Genomic DNA, 16,706 nt, shown 5'->3' with positions numbered 1-16,706 from the left:
CGCGCTAACACTGAATTGCGGCATGCGGGCTCAGGCCGCTAGCGTGCCTGGGGCGTCGTCAGTTTCAGCGGCGATCGGGGGCGTCGCTGGTTTTCGCCGCTGGTTGTCGCCGCCATCATGATGGTCGCTTTCGAGCTTGAAGGCGCCAATGGACTCGGCGAGCCGACTGGCTTCGGTCTGCAGTTGACTCGCGGCCACGCGGCTGTCGGCTATAGAACGGTCCGACTGGCTCAGGGCGTCCTGTAACTCGAGAATGGCGGCGTTGAGCGTTTCGATGCCGATATGCTGTTGCTGGCTGGTTGTATTGAGGCCATCCATACGTTCAGCCACCTGGGCGAATGTGGTCACGATTTGGTGCATCTGGTTTTCCGCGGTCCGGACTTCATCCACCCCGGCGGTGACTTGCCCGGTCGCCATGGTCATGCGTGAACGAATCGCCTCGGCTGCCCGGGATGTCCGTTGTGACAAATTACGGACCTCTCCGGCCACGACCGCGAAACCCCGACCATTCTCGCCCGCACGCGCTGCCTCCACGGATGCATTCAAGGCAAGGAGATTGGTCTGGAAATTGATGGCATCGATCTCTCCGATCAAACCATCGATTTCTCGTGTGCTCGCCTCAATCTCCAGCATGGTATCGCGGACACGCCCAATGTTGTCGGCGCCTTGCTCTACGGTCGCGCCGGTATCGGTCGCCAGCGCTTGCGTGCGCTGCGCTTCGGCGGCGCTCTGTCGGGTCGTTTGTGACAATTCCTCAACGCCGGCAGCAACGCGTTCGATCTGGGCGGCACTCCGACCTGATTGGTCGTGAAGTGTGGTTTGAGCGGTCGCCGTATCGGTACTCAATGTCTGCACCGTGCGCGCGCTGGCGCGAACCTGTTGCAAGGCCTGACCGAGTTGGGCTTGCATGTCCGCAATCGCTTGCAGCGTTGGCCGTTGCCGTTGCGCCGGCGAAAACGCGGTGTCCAGTTCACCGCGCCGGGCCTTACGTGCAAACGCGGTCACATCCAAGCTGTCACCGATAGAGCCCCGTAACTCTTGGGCCAAATAGGTCAAGACCGCCGTTTGAGCGAGTACCGCACCGACATGGATCGCGAGACGCCCCGCCAATCGAAGCGTCGCCGTGTCCGGCACGTTAAGGAAGACGGTCGTAATGCCCAGATGTTGCAGGTATACGAATGTGCAGTGATGGATCGCGATCACGACCGCGCCGGTATGAATCACACGCCAATCGCAGTAGAGAATCAGGATCGAGAGCATGATAAAAATACTGAAATGCGCTTCGATCATGCCGTGCATCTGGAAAATCAGCAGCGCCGACAGGATCATGAACAGCGTTGCCATCGACATGCCGCTGGCCAGCGTGCCCGGCCAGCGATACGTAACGCATCCGGCAAGCGCGACCGCGGTGACCAGAACGCTCAGCGTCACGGGCCAACTGCTGATCGCTCCGAGCATCAGACAGAGGGCGATATGGGCGGCGGCCGCTATCCACATCAGGCGATCGACCCGGCTTCGATAGGTCGCGGTAATGCGGCTTGTCGTCATGTTCTTGTCCGATAGTTTCACCGTACCCAACAGATATGGGCACTCATGAGCGAGCGCCGGACGGCACCCGGCGGTAATCTCGATATCGGCGTCTAGAGAACAGACTTTAGGACCCGTGGACGCTCACCCGGTCGAGCACAGCTGAGTCGAGCACAGCTGAGCGGTCATTAATTCGTCAACTTCGGCAAGACACAGGCACCTGTTGCCGTGTCGCAATAGACGGAGCTGACTCACCGCGCGTTCAGAGTCGGGATTCGCGACCGGACGAACGAGGCGTCGATTGGTTCGCATAGGCGGTGGACACACGGTCGGCTCCATCTTCGCGGTAGGGATTGCAGCGGCCGCTCTGGTCGGGAAAAACCAGCGCCTGGGTCGGAAAGCCGAGATCCGCAGCCTGCTGGACCAAGGATTGCCGGGTTTTCGACGCGAGTTGCGGCGTGCGCGAGAGGATCCAGAGATAGTCCCGGTTCGGACCGGCGATGAGCGCGTGGCTGTAGTTATCGTCGAGTTCGAGAATGTTGTAGCCGGCATAAAAAGGCCCGAAGAAGCTCACCTTGAACTGGCCGATGTGGGCGTTCTTGACGAAATAAGCCTTGCCGACCGCCTCCCTCACCTTGCCCTGGTCGAGATTCACTCCCCGATTGACCACGCGCACGCCGCCGTCATCGCGCTTGCTGTAGGTGGCGGTGACACAGTCCAAACCTTTCTCGAAGCGATGATCCAGCCGGGCGATTTCATACCAGCGGCCAAGATAATGATCGAGCGAGAACGGCTCGACCGCCGTTGTGCCCTTCGGCAGCCCGACACAGCCGCCGAGTACGCCGGTGACCAGACAGGCCGTGGCGGTACGTATCAATTTGGGTACGTTCATGGCCGTGGCTCGCGTGTAGGTTTGGCTTCGAGTATAAGGGTCGCCAGCGGCGCAGGTTGTGCGCATCGGTCGAGGTCAGGTCTTGCCTGTTGCCTCTCTCCGCCACCACGGCCCGCGACCGTACCGCGAGCGGTGCACTGTTCTGCGAAGACCTGGCCCGCGAATGCGCGGCGTGCACGGAAGCCCGTGAGCCCGAGATCTCGGCCTGGACGCACTACGACCCGAATACCAACAGATCGACGAAAACCTCAAAAGCGGTATCGAGAAAAACAAACAGCGGATGTGCCGCGCCGCCAGCCAGTTCACCGACATCAAGCTCACCAAAGCCCAGTTCGCGATCCTCCCCCTGCTGCTACGGCCCGGGCCGCAAACGCCCGGCGAAATCCGCTCCCGGGCCGGCCGGCTTTACGACTTCGCAACCAATAAAGACGTCGACGCGGCCGCTCGCGAACTCGTTGCTGACGACGATCGCGACAACCCGCTGCTCGTCGAACTGTCACGCATGAAAGGCCGAAAGGAGGCCGAGTTCATGCACCAGCTTTGCCGCCCAGTCGATCTGGACGCCTATGCCGAAATAGCCGCGTAAGCACGGGGCGCTCTGCCGATAAGGAGCGGATTGCGGAGCTGGAGCGACGGGTAACGGAGTTGGAGGCGGAGAATGCCGAGTTGTAGAAGCAACTTGATGCACAGGGCAAGACCTGACCCCTTTGGCGCTCAAGACCTGACCCCTTTAGCGCTGTTATATCAGGCCTGTTACGTCGGGGCGACGGCGGCCGCAGCCCAGCATCGTCGTCGATTTGTGTAGACTCGTGTCCTTATGCGCTCGCGGCTGTGTCTGACAGCCCAAAGGCTGTCGCCGCGCGCTGGCATGAAAACGGCAATAGGCCCTTGGCGGTCTGGCCAGACGTTATGAAGCCACGAAGAGGAGAACGACGGTGTCGCCGGGTGAACGTATGGAAGCCGTAATCGAGCGATGTATGTATGCGTCGCGCTGGGTGCTGGCGCCGATTTATCTTGGGCTGAGCCTCGCGCTGGTGGCGCTGGGTATCAAGTTCTTCGAGGAAATCCTGCATGTGCTGCCGCACCTGTTTGCGATTCAGGAGACCGATCTGGTGCTGCTCGTGCTCACGCTGATCGATCTGTCGCTCGTGGGTGGCCTGATCGTGATGGTGATGTTGTCGAGCTACGAAAGCTTCGTTTCGCGCCTCGATCTGGCGTCGGATTCGGACAAGCTCGACTGGCTCGGCCGGATGGACTACACGAGTTTGAAGAACAAGGTGGCGTCCTCGATTGTCGCGATCTCGTCCATTCATCTGCTCAAGATCTTCATGAATACGCCGAACGTGGCTGAATCAAACCTGATGTGGTATGTGATCATCCATATTACCTTCGTTTTCTCGGCCTTTGCGATGGGCATGCTGGACAAGCTCACGCGCCATCACTGACTGTGTTCGAGCCGCCGATGCCAACCGGGCTGTCGTCGCCGACCTGGCAATTCCCGAGCTGGGCTTAGCGTCTGTTGCGATCACCGTATGGCCGGGGTCACGCGTGGCCGGGGTCAGGTCTGGTCACGCGTGGCCGGGGTCAGGTCTTGCCTGTTGCCTCTCTCCGCCACCACGGCCCTCGGCCGTATCGCGAGCGGCGCGCTGTCCTGCCAGGCCCTGGCCTGGCAATGCCTGGCGCGTATCGAAACCTGCGAGCCCGAAATCCGGGCCTGGGCGCGCTGCGATTCGAATACCGTCAGATCGACGAAAACTTCAAAAGATGCATGTGGCGTTTTCATTACAGCGTACGACGGTTTTAGGCGCTTTCCGGACAAATGCGCGAGGTAGGATGCTGTTGATCCAACGTCGCACGGTACGCAGGAAATGTCTGACATCGAACGCCTCAAAGCCCAACGTCTGGCCGCAATCAAGGCAACTGAAGGCGGCGCCCCGGAGCGGACGGGCAATCCGTTCTTCGGGGTCGGCCCGATTACCGACGGGGCGGCGGACGAGGTTGACAGCCGGCTGCTGAAATTCGAGTTCGAGCACTGGCTCGAGGAGAACTACCGCAAGCGCGATGACAGGGGCCGCGATCTTGGCCCTTTCACCGCCGCCGAAGTCGGGCGGTCGATGCACCGCGGCTATCCGGCGGACAAGTTCCTGCTGGATATGATGCGGGAAATCCACCGCTACTTCGCGTTTCCCAAAGAAAACAGAATGGCCATTGGCCTCGGCGGCGGCCATTCCGGCTTTACCGTGTGTGTGCAGCATCTGATCACCACCCGGGATTCCTCGCAGCACGTTTTCGTCGACACGCTGCGACCGGAATCCGAAGGCGCGAAGGCGTCGGGATTCTTCCGCCAGTCCTGGGGGACGCAGATCATCGAGATGATGCGCCACGCGCGCGACGGCGATGAAGGCCGCATCCACTTCGCCGAGAAAGAAGGCGTGGTACCGCCGGCCGAAACGCTGGCCGACATGGGTGTCAAGTTGGTCATCGGCGTGGGCCACGAGACCACTGGTGCGTCGACCTACGCGACCGCCGATGTCCAGCGGCTGCTGGCCTGGATTGACATGAATCCGACAGAACACCATGCGGTGCTGGACGCGACCTCGATGCTGGGTGCCATGCCCTGGGGCGAGACGCTGGTGCATGAAGTCACCCAGCGCTGCTGCCTGTTCATGCCGTTCCAGAAGGCCATCGGCGGCGTCGCCGGGTACTATGTCGCCTCGTTTACCCCGGCTGCGCTCGATCTGATTGAGCGCAATCAGCAGCAGCCGTCGTGGGCCATTCCACGCCAGTTCAAGCTCGCAACACCCGTCGATCCGAAAAAGCCTTTGACCGGCGAGCGGAGCGTGAACATCGGCCCGATTTACGACCCCGCACAGGACAAGATGCTGGGCGGCGTGATCAATACCTTTTCGACGCTGGCTTTTGCGGAAACCACGTTCGGCCTGCTGCGCACCGAAAAGCGTGTCGGTTCGGTAGCGGATCTCAATGCCCGCTCGAGCAAAAACCGCGACGAGGTGAATCGCTGGGTGGCGGCCAACCCGCTGTTCGAACTCGGCGTGCGCGACCCGGACTATCGCGGCGCCGCGGTCACGCTGCTCAAGGTGCGCGACCCCGACATCACCGATCCGGCCATCCACACGCGCATCGTCGCCTATTCCAAGGCGATCCTTTCCTATACCGGCGTGACGCATCCGAACGGCAGCTACGAGCCGGGGCTCGACGTCGCGCGCTACATCAACGCCTTCCCCGGCACCCCGGGCGACTATCGTGCCTGGATTGGCGGTATCCGTCCGGTCAGCGACGTGACGGCACTACTCGAAAACCTGCAATACGCCTGGCAGCGCGCGAAGGCCGTAGTGCTGGAAGAAGAACTGGCAGCGCTCGGTGAGACGTTCCCGGCCGCCGATGCCGCTGCTGTCAACCGTCGAATGGACGATCCGGAGCGCGCCTACAAGGTGTTGATCTGTGATCGCGTCGGGTTGAAGTTCGACGCCGACGGTCTGCCGGATCATTCCGAGGTCAAGGCCCACGTCGAAGCCAGCGGCGGCGTATTCCACGAAACCGCGCGGGCCGACGAAAATGAACTGGAAAAAGGAAAAATCCATTTTTTCTACATCCCCGACATCTCGTCCGAAGATGAAATCATGGCGGCTGCCGGCGACGGTCAGTACGACGCGGTGATTGCGGCGGCCACGTTCCTGCCGAAAGCCGCGGTGTTCAAGCTGGGCGGGGTGCGGATTGGTGCCGGCACCGGCAACATGGGCTCTGCCTCCTGGGGTGGCGGCGACGGCCGGGGCGGGTGGGCACCGCTGATGAACACGCCGAGCTTCAACAGCCGGGCGACCGCGCAGATGACGATGAAGGCGCTGCTGAAGGTGCTGCCCGATCTGCCGGTCGAAGAACTGCACGCCGCGACCGCCGCCGGCGACTTTGACACCGGCCGCGACCTGCGGAAGGTCCCGACCGAAAAGCTCGAAGGCAAGACCATCGCAGTATTCGGCTACGGCAATATCGGCCGCGAGGTGGCCAAACTCGCCGCTGCCTTTGGTATGAATGTGCGGGTTTTCGCGCGCGCCAATCACCGCCCCTGGATTGAAAGCGAAGGCTTTACCTTTGCCGCAACCAGGGAAGAGGCCGCAGAGGGCGCCGACGTGCTGTCACTGCACACCGGCCTTGGCGCTTTGGACCCCCAGACCGGCCAATTCGCCAACGCCGGTTTTCTGGGCGAGAGCGTCTTCGCAGCGGTCAATCACGGCGCGGTCCTATTGAACTACGACCGCGGTGAAGGGGTGGATGTCGACGCACTCGACCGTGCGCTGGCGTCGGGCCGGATTCGCCACGCCGCGGTCGACGCCGATCTGTTCACCGACCCGCAAACCGGCGCCGTCTCCGGGCCGATGGCGCCCTATCTGCCACTGAGCGAGAAATACCCCGGCCGTTTGGCGCTGTTGCCCCACGCGGCCGCGGACACCGAGCATCACTCACGGGTCGAAGGCGCGAAACAGGCCGTTGATCAGATTCTTGATCTGATTCGCTTTCATCGCGTGGTGAATCTCAAAGGCGAGTTACCGGACGGTTATACCGACGGTGGTGCGCAAGCCGTGGCCGGGGTCGGCGCGGCCTCGGCGGGCGATATAACCTCACTCGCCGCCGATCGCACCAGTCTAGACGAAGCGCGCCGAACCGCTGAAAACCTGGCCGCGGTCTGGGGCGCTCTCGCATCGGCAACCGATGCCGAACGCCAGGCGATGCTGACTGACCGCTATGGCGGGGCGCTGCTCAAGGCATACAACACTCACAAGAGCCTGATGCACGAATTCGGGATCGAGGGGCCATTCAGGGATTAAAGCGACGGGTTGGTTGAATTGATCGAAAAAAGCCGGTGCAAGCCGTGTCAGAATTGCATGCACCGGCGTAACACGAACCGCCCCTAGATAATGCGCACAAAGAAAAAAATTTGTCCGCAAATGAACGCAAATTCACTAGGGCCTGTTGCCGTTTCGTGCGAGCGCCGCGTTGGCGTCCGCAAATCGTGTCCGGCAAGGCGTGAGTCGCCGCGTCGTGGCGTGCCACGACCCAGACTCACAACGCCGCAGGGCGCGATTTGCGGCCCAACCCGCAGGGACAAGCGCTGTTTTGCGGCAATCCAGCGTTGTAGCTCTCTCGCGTAGAACGACTACGCCACATTCGCTACGCCTCGTCTTGCCGCCCCCAAGTAATTTTTCAGGAAGCGCTTGGCGCGGACTCGGACGAAACGGCAACAGACCCTTGCCGCTAAACGTAGATAAAGCAGGGAGAAAGTTATCCGAAATAATCGAGCTCAGATCCCGAATTGAAATATTTGCAGCCCACAATACCGCCCCGGTAATCCCTGCGGAAAATAGCGCGCTAGTGTGCGGGACACCCGCCGTGGACGGCCCCGCGACCACGGACACCGCTCCGTTTGCTCGCGACAGGTCATGTTGCGGTCACGCCGGTCGGCGGTGGCCCTGGACTCGGCTCAAGCCATATGCGCAGCACTGGAATATCACCCGGCGTTCTTCCGGGCTAGGATTGCGTAGAGGGCGTGACCAGGCTTGGGTCGGCTGAGGCTTTCGACAACCGCAAGCCATCCCCTGCCTCGTGATGCCCGATCTCTCCCCACCAAATTGCGCTTGGACGTATCAGTCCACTGGCAGCCAAGGGAAAGCCCGATGATCAGTGATGCCGAACCGGTTCTCTCCGCCACCACCGCCCGCGACCGTATCGCGAGTGGCGCGCTGTCCTGCGAAGCCCTGGCCCGGCAATGCCTGGCACGCATCGAAGCCCGCGAGTCCGAGATCCGGGCCTGGACGCACTGCGATCCGAATACCGTGCTGGACGCCGCCCGGCAGCTCGACCGTATGCCGGCGCGGGGGCCGTTGCAGGGGCTGGCCGTGGGCATCAAGGACATATTCGATACCCACGATATGCCCACCGCCTACGGTTCACCGATCTATGCCGGGCACACGCCGTCGTCGGATGCGGCGGCGGTCGCCCTGATCCGACAGGCCGGCGGGCTCGTCGTGGGCAAGACGGTGACCACCGAGTTCGCTTTCTTCAATCCCGGCAAGACCCGCAACCCGCACGACTGCCAACGCACACCGGGCGGATCGTCCAGCGGCTCGGCGGCCGCGGTCGCTGCCGGTCAGGTGCCGCTGGCCATCGGCACCCAGACGGCGGGCTCGGTCATTCGGCCGGCGTCGTTCTGCGGTATCGTCGGCTACAAGCCGTCTTACGGCTGGATCAGTCCGGCCGGCCTCAAGCCCGCGGCCTGGTCGCTGGACACCGTGGGCGTTTTCGCCGCCGATGTCCCCGGTGCTGCGCTGCTCGGCAGCGTGCTCAGTGGGCGCGATCTGAGAATCGATACCGCATCCGGCACGCCGCCGCGCTTCGGCTTCTGCCGTACCCCGCAATGGGACGCCGCCCGTTCGGCCACGCGCACCGCCTGCGATACGGCGATCAACCGTGTGACCGCGGCCGGCGGCGATGTCGAGACCGTGACCCTACCGGCTATCTTCGACGACCTGCTCGCGGCCCAGGAAACGATCATGGCCTTCGAAGCCGCTCGCTGCCTGGCGTTCGAGCGCGACCGGCACCCCCGCCAACTCAGCGAACGGCTGGCCGTGCTGCTCGATCACGGGGCGACGATCGCTGCCGGCCACTACGAAGCCGCTCGCCGTCGCGCCGCGCAGTGTCGCGCCGCGTTTGCGGATTGCCTGGCCGACGTGGATGTGTTGCTTACGCCCAGTGCGCCCGGCGAGGCGCCGCTGGCGACCTCGGGCACGGGCGACCCGGTTTTCAATCGGATCTGGACGCTGCTCGGCGTGCCCTGCGTCAACGTACCGGGCCTGACCGGCCCGAACAGGCTACCGGTCGGCATTCAGCTGATCGGATCGCGCGACGGGGATGCCGCGCTTTTACGGGCCGCCCAATGGTTGGCCCAGGCGTTCGAAAGCACCCCCGCCGACCCCGACCGAAAAGTCCGGTAAGGCGAGTCCACACCATGATGGGCAATGCATGGGGCTGGGAATCGGGACCCAGGCCTGCTGCCGCCGCACACAGCACCGCGCCCGGCGCTACGACTTCCGTCTATAAGTGAAAACGCAACCCCATGAATCCTCATTACTCTTAGGCTTAAGATAAGACCCTTAACGAAGTCTCTGTTGATCCCCGGTCTCGGCAGCACCGACAGTAGCTGCGTGGGTGACGCGAAATAAATCAACAAAACCCTCTTGTTGCAAAGGCACCGGATTCGCGCGGATGACTTCGGTTACCGGGCATACGGCCGCGACAAGAGCGTAAGCCAGATAACGCGTGACGCCATGGGGCCGCTCGTCGATCCACGGATCGGCATACCGTCGCCGTCTATTGAATCCAGGTTGCAACGGACGCCGGCAGGGCGCGACGTCAAAGGCTGTACGGCACCCCGGGTGCCGCCTATCGGAGGAATCGAAAATCATGTCAACTCGTAGATCGAACGGGTTCGGACCGGCCACGAGCCGCCGCGCCTTCATGAAGACCGGATTGGGCGCGGCGGGCGCGCTGATGTTGCCCGGCGCGCTGCTCAATACCGCCTGGGCCAAGGACTATCCCAGCCTCGGGACGTTCCCGGCCGGGGCGAGCGGCGACAGTGTCTTCGTCGGCCTGAGCGTGCCGTTGACCGGCGCCTATTCCACCGCCGGCCAGGACGAGAAGAAGGGCTACGAGCTGGCCTTCGAGCACATCAACAACGGCACCGGCATGGCCGCGATGATGGATTCGCTCAAGGGCAGCCAGGGCGTGCTCGGCAAGCATGTGGAATACGGCATCGGCGATTCGGAGACCAAGCCCAACAGTGCCGTCCAGGTGCAGACGCGCTTCATCCACGAAAAGAAAGCGATCATGATCAGCGGCTGCTCCAGCAGTGCGGTGGCGATCGCGCTGGAGAAACTCGCCCAGCGCGAGAAGGTGGTCAACATGGTCGGGGCCAGCGGCTCCAACGACACCACCGGCAAGGACTGCCAGCGTTACGGCTTCCGCTCTCAACCCTCGGCCTATATGGCGGGCAAGGCGCTGGCGCCGGTCGTGGCCAAGGAGATCGGCAAGAACGTGAAGGCGGCCTATCTCGTGCCGGACTACACGTATGGCCACACCGTGTTCGATTCCACCCGCAAGTTCACCGAGGCGCAGGGCTGGAAGACGGTCTCGAAAGTGCTGGTGCCGGTCGGTGCCTCCGACTACAGCTCCTACCTGCTCAACATCGCCAACAGCGGCGCCGATGTATTCGTGAACGTGTGCTTCGGCAACGACTCGGTGGCCTCCAGCAAGCAAGCCCAGCAGTTCGGCATCCTCGACAAGATGAAGATGGTGGTGCCCAACATCTCGCCTTTCCAGGCCTCCGAGCTCGGCCCCGACATCATGGCCGGCGTGTACGGCACGCTCGATTTCTGGTGGACGATGGCCGATCGCAACGACTACGCGAAGACCTTCGTCGATTCGTTCGAAAAGAAATACGGCTCCAAGCCACGCTGGACGGCCCATATCGCCTATCTGCAGTCGATGATCTGGGCGGATGCGGTCACCCGCGCCGGTACCTTCTATCCGCCCGAGGTGATCAAGACCCTGGAAAGCGGCAAGCACATCCAGAGCACGCTGGGCGAGGTCTACTACCGCGCCGAGGACCACCAGATGGTGCGTGAAGTGCCGGTGGTCGTCGGCAAGAGCAAGAGCCAGATGAAGAGCAAGGAGGACTACTTCGAGATCGTCGGCGTCACGCCGGGCGAGGATGTGATGCCACCGCCCGGCACCTTTGCCTGCAAGCTCGGTTCCTATACCTAGACCCGTGCCGCTGGCGGTGCCGGTGCGGCGGTGGATTGCCGCGCCGGAGCCGCGCTCTTGCCGAATACCGGATCATCCCGATTCACGGGCTCTGATCCGGCGCTTTGATGGGCTTGTCCCGCGAGTTCAACAGGACTTGTCATGCCGAATCTCTCGCTGTTGCTGTCGCAGCTGTTCAATGGGCTGGCGCTGGGCACGCTGCTGGCGCTGATCAGTACCGGTCTCACCATTATTCTCGGCACGCTGGGCGTGCTGAATTTCGCCCACGGCGCCCTGTTCATGGTGGGCGCCTATGTAGGCTATGCGGTGATGCAGGCCACGCACTCCTTCGTGCTGGCCGTGGCCTGCGGCGCGTTGTTCGTGCTCGTGCTCGGCGTGATCATCGAGCGCGGCCTGATCCGGCTGTACTACGACCGCCCGCCGGAAGACCAGATCCTGATGACCTTCGGCCTGGGCATCGTGATCGTCGAAGTCGTGCGTCTGCTGTTCGGCGGCATCAGTCGCCGCATGGCGGTGCCGGACTGGGGCAACGGCATCTTCAACATGGGTTTCATGATCTATCCCAAATATCGCTTGATCGTGATGGTGATCGTCGCGGTCACGCTGCTGATCCTCTACCTGGTGTTGTATCGCACGCGGCTGGGGCTGGTCGTGCGGGCCGGTATCGAGGACCAGCGCATGGTCGGCATGCTCGGCCTCAACGTGCAACGCACCTTCATGGTGGTCTTCGGCCTGGGCGCGATGGCGGCCGGCTATGCGGGAGCCATCGACGCGCCGATCGTGTCGGTCACGCCCGATATGGGCGAGCAGGTGCTGGTGGAATCGTTCGTCGTGGTCGTGATCGGTGGGCTCGGCTCCTTTCCCGGTGCCATCCTGGGCGGGCTGATCGCCGGCGAGATCATCAGCCTCACCTCCATGTTCAATCCAGCCTACTCGCAGGTCATGCTCTACGCGGCCATGGCGCTGGTCCTGGTACTGCGGCCCCAGGGGCTGTTCGGTCAGGAGGGGCGGGAATGAGCATGCTATTGCCGCGACGCGGCGCCGGGGGCGGCGGCTGGCGGGTAGAGTTGACGGTGGCCGCCGGTCTGATCATCGCGCCCTTCATCCTGCCCTGGATCGGGCTCAACGCCGATACCATGGCGCGCATCATGATCTGGGGGCTGTTCGGTCTCGGCTTTGACCTGCTGTTCGGCTACACCGGCCTGCTGTCCTTCGGCCAGGCCGCCTTCTTCGGGACGGGCGGCTTCATCAGTGCGTATCTGCTGGTCAACGGGCTGGTGCCCAATGTCTACGCCGCGCTGCTGATCGGCACGTTGCTGGCCGCGGTCTACGGGGCGGTGATCGGGGTGTTCGCACTGCGCCGGATCGGCATCTATTTCGCCATGATCACGCTGGCCTTCGGCGAGATGTCGTTCTTTCTGGAAAACTCCCCGTTGTCGGCCTTCACCGGCGGCGAGAACGGCCTGCCCGGCGTGCCGGCGCCGGTCCTGCATCTCGGCGTGGCCACCATCGTCGTGAAGTCCGGCGAGTGGAGCATGTACGGCTTCATGGCCGCGCTGTTCCTGGTCGGATTCGTGCTCGCCCGGCGCATCGTCAAATCGCCATTCGGCGCGGTGCTCATGGCCATCCGCGAAAACACGCCGCGCGCCATCGCCTGCGGCCACAGCGTGCAGAAGTACAAGCTCACGATATTCATCGTGGCCGCGGCGTACGGCGGCTTCGCCGGCGGCCTGCTCGGCATCCTGCAGGCCTACATGCCACCCGACGCCTTCGCCCTGCAAACCTCCGGCCAGTTGGTGATGCAGACGGTAATCGGCGGCAGCGGCACGCTCATCGGCCCGTTGCTCGGCGCCACGATCTGGCTCTACCTGCGCGAGGTACTCCAGCATATTCCCGAGATCGGCGCGCTCTGGAAGCTGATCCTGGGCGCGGTGTTCGTGATCCTCGTGACCCTGTTCCGCCGCGGCATCTGCGGCGAGATCCTGCGCTATATGCAGCCGCGCCCGACTGGCGGCCCGGCCGAACCCGCCACCGGCAGCGCCTCGCCGACCCGGCCGCGATCCGCGGATGAGACCGGCACGCCGCCGGCGTCAGTGCAACCGCGGACCGCCGACGATGCCCCGGTCGTGCTCGAAACACGCGGCCTGAGCAAGCACTTCGGCGGCGTGCACGCGGTCACCACCGTCGACTTCACGGTACGGGCCGGCGAAGTGCGCGCCCTGATCGGCCCCAACGGCGCCGGCAAGAGCACGTTCTTCAAAATGCTCACCGGTGAACACATTCCCACCGCGGGCGACATCTTCTTCCGCGGCGAGCGCATCACCAAGCACGGCCCGGCGGCAGTCTCACAGCTCGGCATGAGCAAGAGCTACCAGATCAACCAGCTGTTCGTGAACCTGACCGTGCGTCAGAACCTGACCATACCGGTGCTCGCGCGCCAGCGCGGTGCGTTCCGCCTCGACATGCTGCGCCGGCTGGCACGCTGGGATGCGGTCAACGCCAAGGTCGAGTCGCTCATGGCACTAATGGGCCTGTCCGAACGCGCCGACCAACCCACCAGTGTGCTCGCCTACGGCGAGAAACGCCGGCTCGAGATCGGCCTGGCGCTGGCCATGGACCCCGAGGTGCTGCTGCTGGACGAGCCACTGGCCGGCATGAGCCCGTCGGAACGCGCCGACACGGTGGCGCTGCTGCAGCGGCTCCGGGTCGGCCGCACGCTGATCGTGGTGGAACACGATATGGATGCGATCTTCGAACTGGCCGAGCACATCACCGTGTTCTACGAAGGCGAGAAACTGGCCGAAGGCACGCCCGAGCACATCAAGGGCCACCCGAAAGTCCAGGAAGCCTACCTCGGAGGGATGGAAGAAAATGAGCTTGCTTGAGGTCGACAGCATCGACAGCTTCTATGGCGACTCGCATATCCTGTTCGGCCTCGACCTGCACGTGGAGCGCAACGAAGTCGTGGCCCTGCTCGGTCGCAACGGCGCCGGCAAGACCACCACGCTCAATTCGCTGATGGGTGTGGTCCGGCCCCGGTCCGGCACCATCACCTTCGATGGCGAATCCATCCAGGGCCGCCCGCCCTACCAGATCGCGCGGGCGGGCATGCAACTGGTGCCGGAGGAACGGCGCATCATCGGCGCGCTCACCGTCCACGAAAACCTCAAACTGGCGGCCCTCACAGCGACCGACGCCTGGTCCTTCGACCGCATCTACGACACCTTCCCGCGGCTGGCCGAGCGGCGGCGCAGCGGCGGCCAGGACCTGTCCGGCGGCGAGCAGCAGATGCTGGCAATCGCACGGGCGCTGATCCGCAACCCCAAGCTGATTCTGCTGGATGAGCCGTTCGAAGGCCTCGCGCCCTTGATCGTGAAGGATCTGGTCCGGATTTGCGGCGAGCTGGCCGCCGCCGGCCAAACCTTCGTCGTGGTCGAGCAGAACGTGGCGGCGGCGTTGTCGCTTGCCACCCGCTGCTACGTCATCAACAACGGCCATAAAGTGTATGAGGGAACGCCGAGCGAATTACGCGCCGACAAGGACGTCATGAGCCGTTATCTGGGGGTCTGAAGCCCATTTATGGTCGCGAGCCGGCAATTCGAGGCCGCAGCGGCTGCTTGGCCGTGGCCGGTCTGCGTGACCGAGTTTGCAAGCGTCCGGTCGGCGCAATCCGCCGGTTGTTCCGAAAGCCAGCTCTGGCGGCGCAACGCGTCAGTAATGGGCGCCTTTTGAGTGCGAGCGGGCAGTTCTGCCGGATAACTCATATCGCCGCGATGGGACACGCATCGCCGGCATCGCCCGACACGACAAGCCCCTCGCTAGCACGGCGCCGCAGCTATCGGCGCCTGATGCCCCGCGCAAGGCCACTCTCCGGCACACCGCAACAGGCCTCGCCATCGGGCGGCAGGGTGGAAATCCGAGCGCTGACCGGCAGGAAGAAGGCGGCGTCCCCATGCCCGATTTGCCGGATACGACTAACGGATTAATCGCCGCGAAAAGGCCCGAAAAAAGGGCGATAAATAGACGCCTAGAACAAATGGCTTTAATATTTTCTCATAATCGCATGACAACAACTTGACACTTCTACTCGCCCCGCCTTATACAGCGTCGTAAGTTGGATATGCCGGCTTTTGCAGGCCACAGGGCCTTGGCACATCGCGGCTGATCAGATTACGCCCGGGCGTACGGACTGAAGCAGGGAGATACGTTCCAGCCCGCCGCCCGGCACAGCCTGCCGTGGCGGGATATTCAGCGAACAGGGTTCGGGCCGATCGGGCCCGGGTAATCAGCATGCTCAGGGGGTTCTAAACCAATGCGTTCCATCAACAAGTATGTGCTGCCGTCGGCAGTTTCACTCATCACCGCCATGGGCGTCGCCGCCCCGGCCGCACAGGCTTTCGATTTCAAGGTATCCGGTCAGGTCGACCGTGCCGTGAGCGTGGTCGATAACGGCAAAAACACCGACGTGGGCTTCGTCGACAATACCGGCTCCAACACCCGGTTCCGGTTCACCGGCGACCAGATGATGAGCAATGGCATGAAAGTCGGTTTCGACTACGAAATCGGGCTCGGCAACAACGCCAGCGCTTCATGGGATGTGAAAAACTCCGGCAACGAGCAGAGTACGTTCCTCGACAATCGACAGGCCAATATCTATCTGGAAGGCAACTTCGGCCGCTTCACGCTGGGCAAGGTCGACGGTGCCGCCAATGCGACCTCCGAGGTCGATTATTCCGGCCTGACCTACCTCAGTGGCGGTGTCGATTTTGCCGACTATGCTGGTGGACTCAGCTTCATCAGCAAGGACGGCCAAGTCACCAGTGCAAAGGTAGGCAAGGTCTTCAACGAATTTGACGCGCTGTCGCGTCAGAACGCCATTCGCTACGACTCGCCGACGTTCAACGGAACGACGCTGTCCGCGAGTGTGGACAGCGGCCATGCGTACGAATTGGCCGCACGCTACGCCACGGATTTTGCACGGGGCGGCAAATTCGCGGTCGCAGCGGACTATGTCGACTCCCAGAATCAGGGCGAAAAGTACGATCCCAAGAAAAGCCTTTACGTTAACGGCCATCGCTTCCGCGAAATGGGCGGTTCGGCGTCGCTGCTTCTGCCGTCGGGTATCGTGTTCACCGTCTCGGGCAAGCATCGCGACTTCGTCCGCTACGGCAAGAACAGCGCCAACAACTACTTCGCCGGCATCGGCTACGTGAAGGGCAACAACCATTTCCAGGTCAACTATGACCGTACGGATGGCGCCTACATGGATGGTAGCAAGGGCAACCAGTACGGTCTGGCCTACCGTCGTGACTGGACCAAGAGCATCCAGCTGTATGCGTCCTACCATTTGTACACCGCCAGCGGCCTGGGCACGGGCGTGAAAGACATCAACCAGATCTATACGGGTGTCCGCCTGAAGTTCATGTAGTTTAAGCCGACTATCGGTGTATTG

At 62.9% G+C, this 16,706-nt stretch carries 11 protein-coding genes; 9 read left to right on the top strand and 2 right to left on the bottom strand.

What is annotated here, in order from left to right:
* Window positions 1–30 precede the first annotated feature (30 nt).
* Entirely contained in the window at window positions 31–1,569 is a 1,539-nt protein-coding gene (locus tag SALB1_RS11060; RefSeq protein ID WP_147420765.1) for a methyl-accepting chemotaxis protein, read from the bottom strand.
* 220 nt (window positions 1,570–1,789) lie between these two features.
* Window positions 1,790–2,419: a lipocalin family protein gene (locus tag SALB1_RS11055; protein WP_109993922.1), complete on the bottom strand. Its 630-nt coding sequence runs from the start codon at window positions 2,417–2,419 to the stop codon at window positions 1,790–1,792.
* Window positions 2,420–2,624: 205 nt separating this feature from the next.
* On the opposite strand from SALB1_RS11055, the gene SALB1_RS11050 reads away from it, so the two are divergent.
* The 9 genes from SALB1_RS11050 to SALB1_RS11005 all read left to right on the top strand — a co-directional run bounded on the left by SALB1_RS11050 (window position 2,625) and on the right by SALB1_RS11005 (window position 16,682).
* Complete coding sequence (locus SALB1_RS11050; protein WP_370453256.1) at window positions 2,625–3,005, top strand: DUF480 domain-containing protein; 381 nt, start codon at window positions 2,625–2,627, stop codon at window positions 3,003–3,005.
* Between the two features lie 367 nt (window positions 3,006–3,372).
* Window positions 3,373–3,864, top strand: coding sequence for a TIGR00645 family protein (locus SALB1_RS11045; RefSeq protein ID WP_109993920.1), 492 nt, complete (start codon window positions 3,373–3,375; stop codon window positions 3,862–3,864).
* Window positions 3,865–4,287: 423 nt separating this feature from the next.
* The gene (locus tag SALB1_RS11035) at window positions 4,288–7,263 is read left to right on the top strand and encodes an NAD(P)-dependent oxidoreductase (protein WP_109993918.1); all 2,976 of its coding nucleotides are present in this window, start codon (window positions 4,288–4,290) and stop codon (window positions 7,261–7,263) included.
* An 846-nt stretch (window positions 7,264–8,109) separates the two neighbouring features.
* Entirely contained in the window at window positions 8,110–9,426 is a 1,317-nt protein-coding gene (locus tag SALB1_RS11030; protein WP_109993917.1) for an amidase, read from the top strand.
* A gap of 469 nt (window positions 9,427–9,895) precedes the next feature.
* Complete coding sequence (locus SALB1_RS11025; RefSeq protein ID WP_109993916.1) at window positions 9,896–11,254, top strand: substrate-binding protein; 1,359 nt, start codon at window positions 9,896–9,898, stop codon at window positions 11,252–11,254.
* 141 nt (window positions 11,255–11,395) lie between these two features.
* Window positions 11,396–12,271, top strand: a complete 876-nt coding sequence (locus SALB1_RS11020) for a branched-chain amino acid ABC transporter permease (protein WP_109993915.1) — start codon at window positions 11,396–11,398, stop codon at window positions 12,269–12,271.
* Between the two features lie 2 nt (window positions 12,272–12,273).
* On the top strand, window positions 12,274–14,139 hold the full coding sequence (locus tag SALB1_RS11015) for a branched-chain amino acid ABC transporter ATP-binding protein/permease (RefSeq protein ID WP_179950735.1): 1,866 nt from the start codon (window positions 12,274–12,276) through the stop codon (window positions 14,137–14,139).
* Window positions 14,126–14,824: an ABC transporter ATP-binding protein gene (locus SALB1_RS11010; RefSeq protein WP_109993914.1), complete on the top strand. Its 699-nt coding sequence runs from the start codon at window positions 14,126–14,128 to the stop codon at window positions 14,822–14,824. Before SALB1_RS11015 ends, SALB1_RS11010 begins: the two co-directional genes overlap by 14 nt.
* Before the next feature lie 742 nt (window positions 14,825–15,566).
* Window positions 15,567–16,682 carry a porin gene (locus SALB1_RS11005; protein ID WP_109993913.1) on the top strand — a complete coding sequence of 372 codons (1,116 nt, stop codon included), beginning with the start codon at window positions 15,567–15,569 and terminating at the stop codon, window positions 16,680–16,682.
* Window positions 16,683–16,706 lie beyond the last annotated feature (24 nt).

Origin of the sequence: Salinisphaera sp. LB1 (assembly GCF_003177035.1) — a bacterium.
Lineage (GTDB): Bacteria > Pseudomonadota > Gammaproteobacteria > Nevskiales > Salinisphaeraceae > Salinisphaera.
This window is presented reverse-complemented; position numbering and strand designations above follow the sequence as displayed.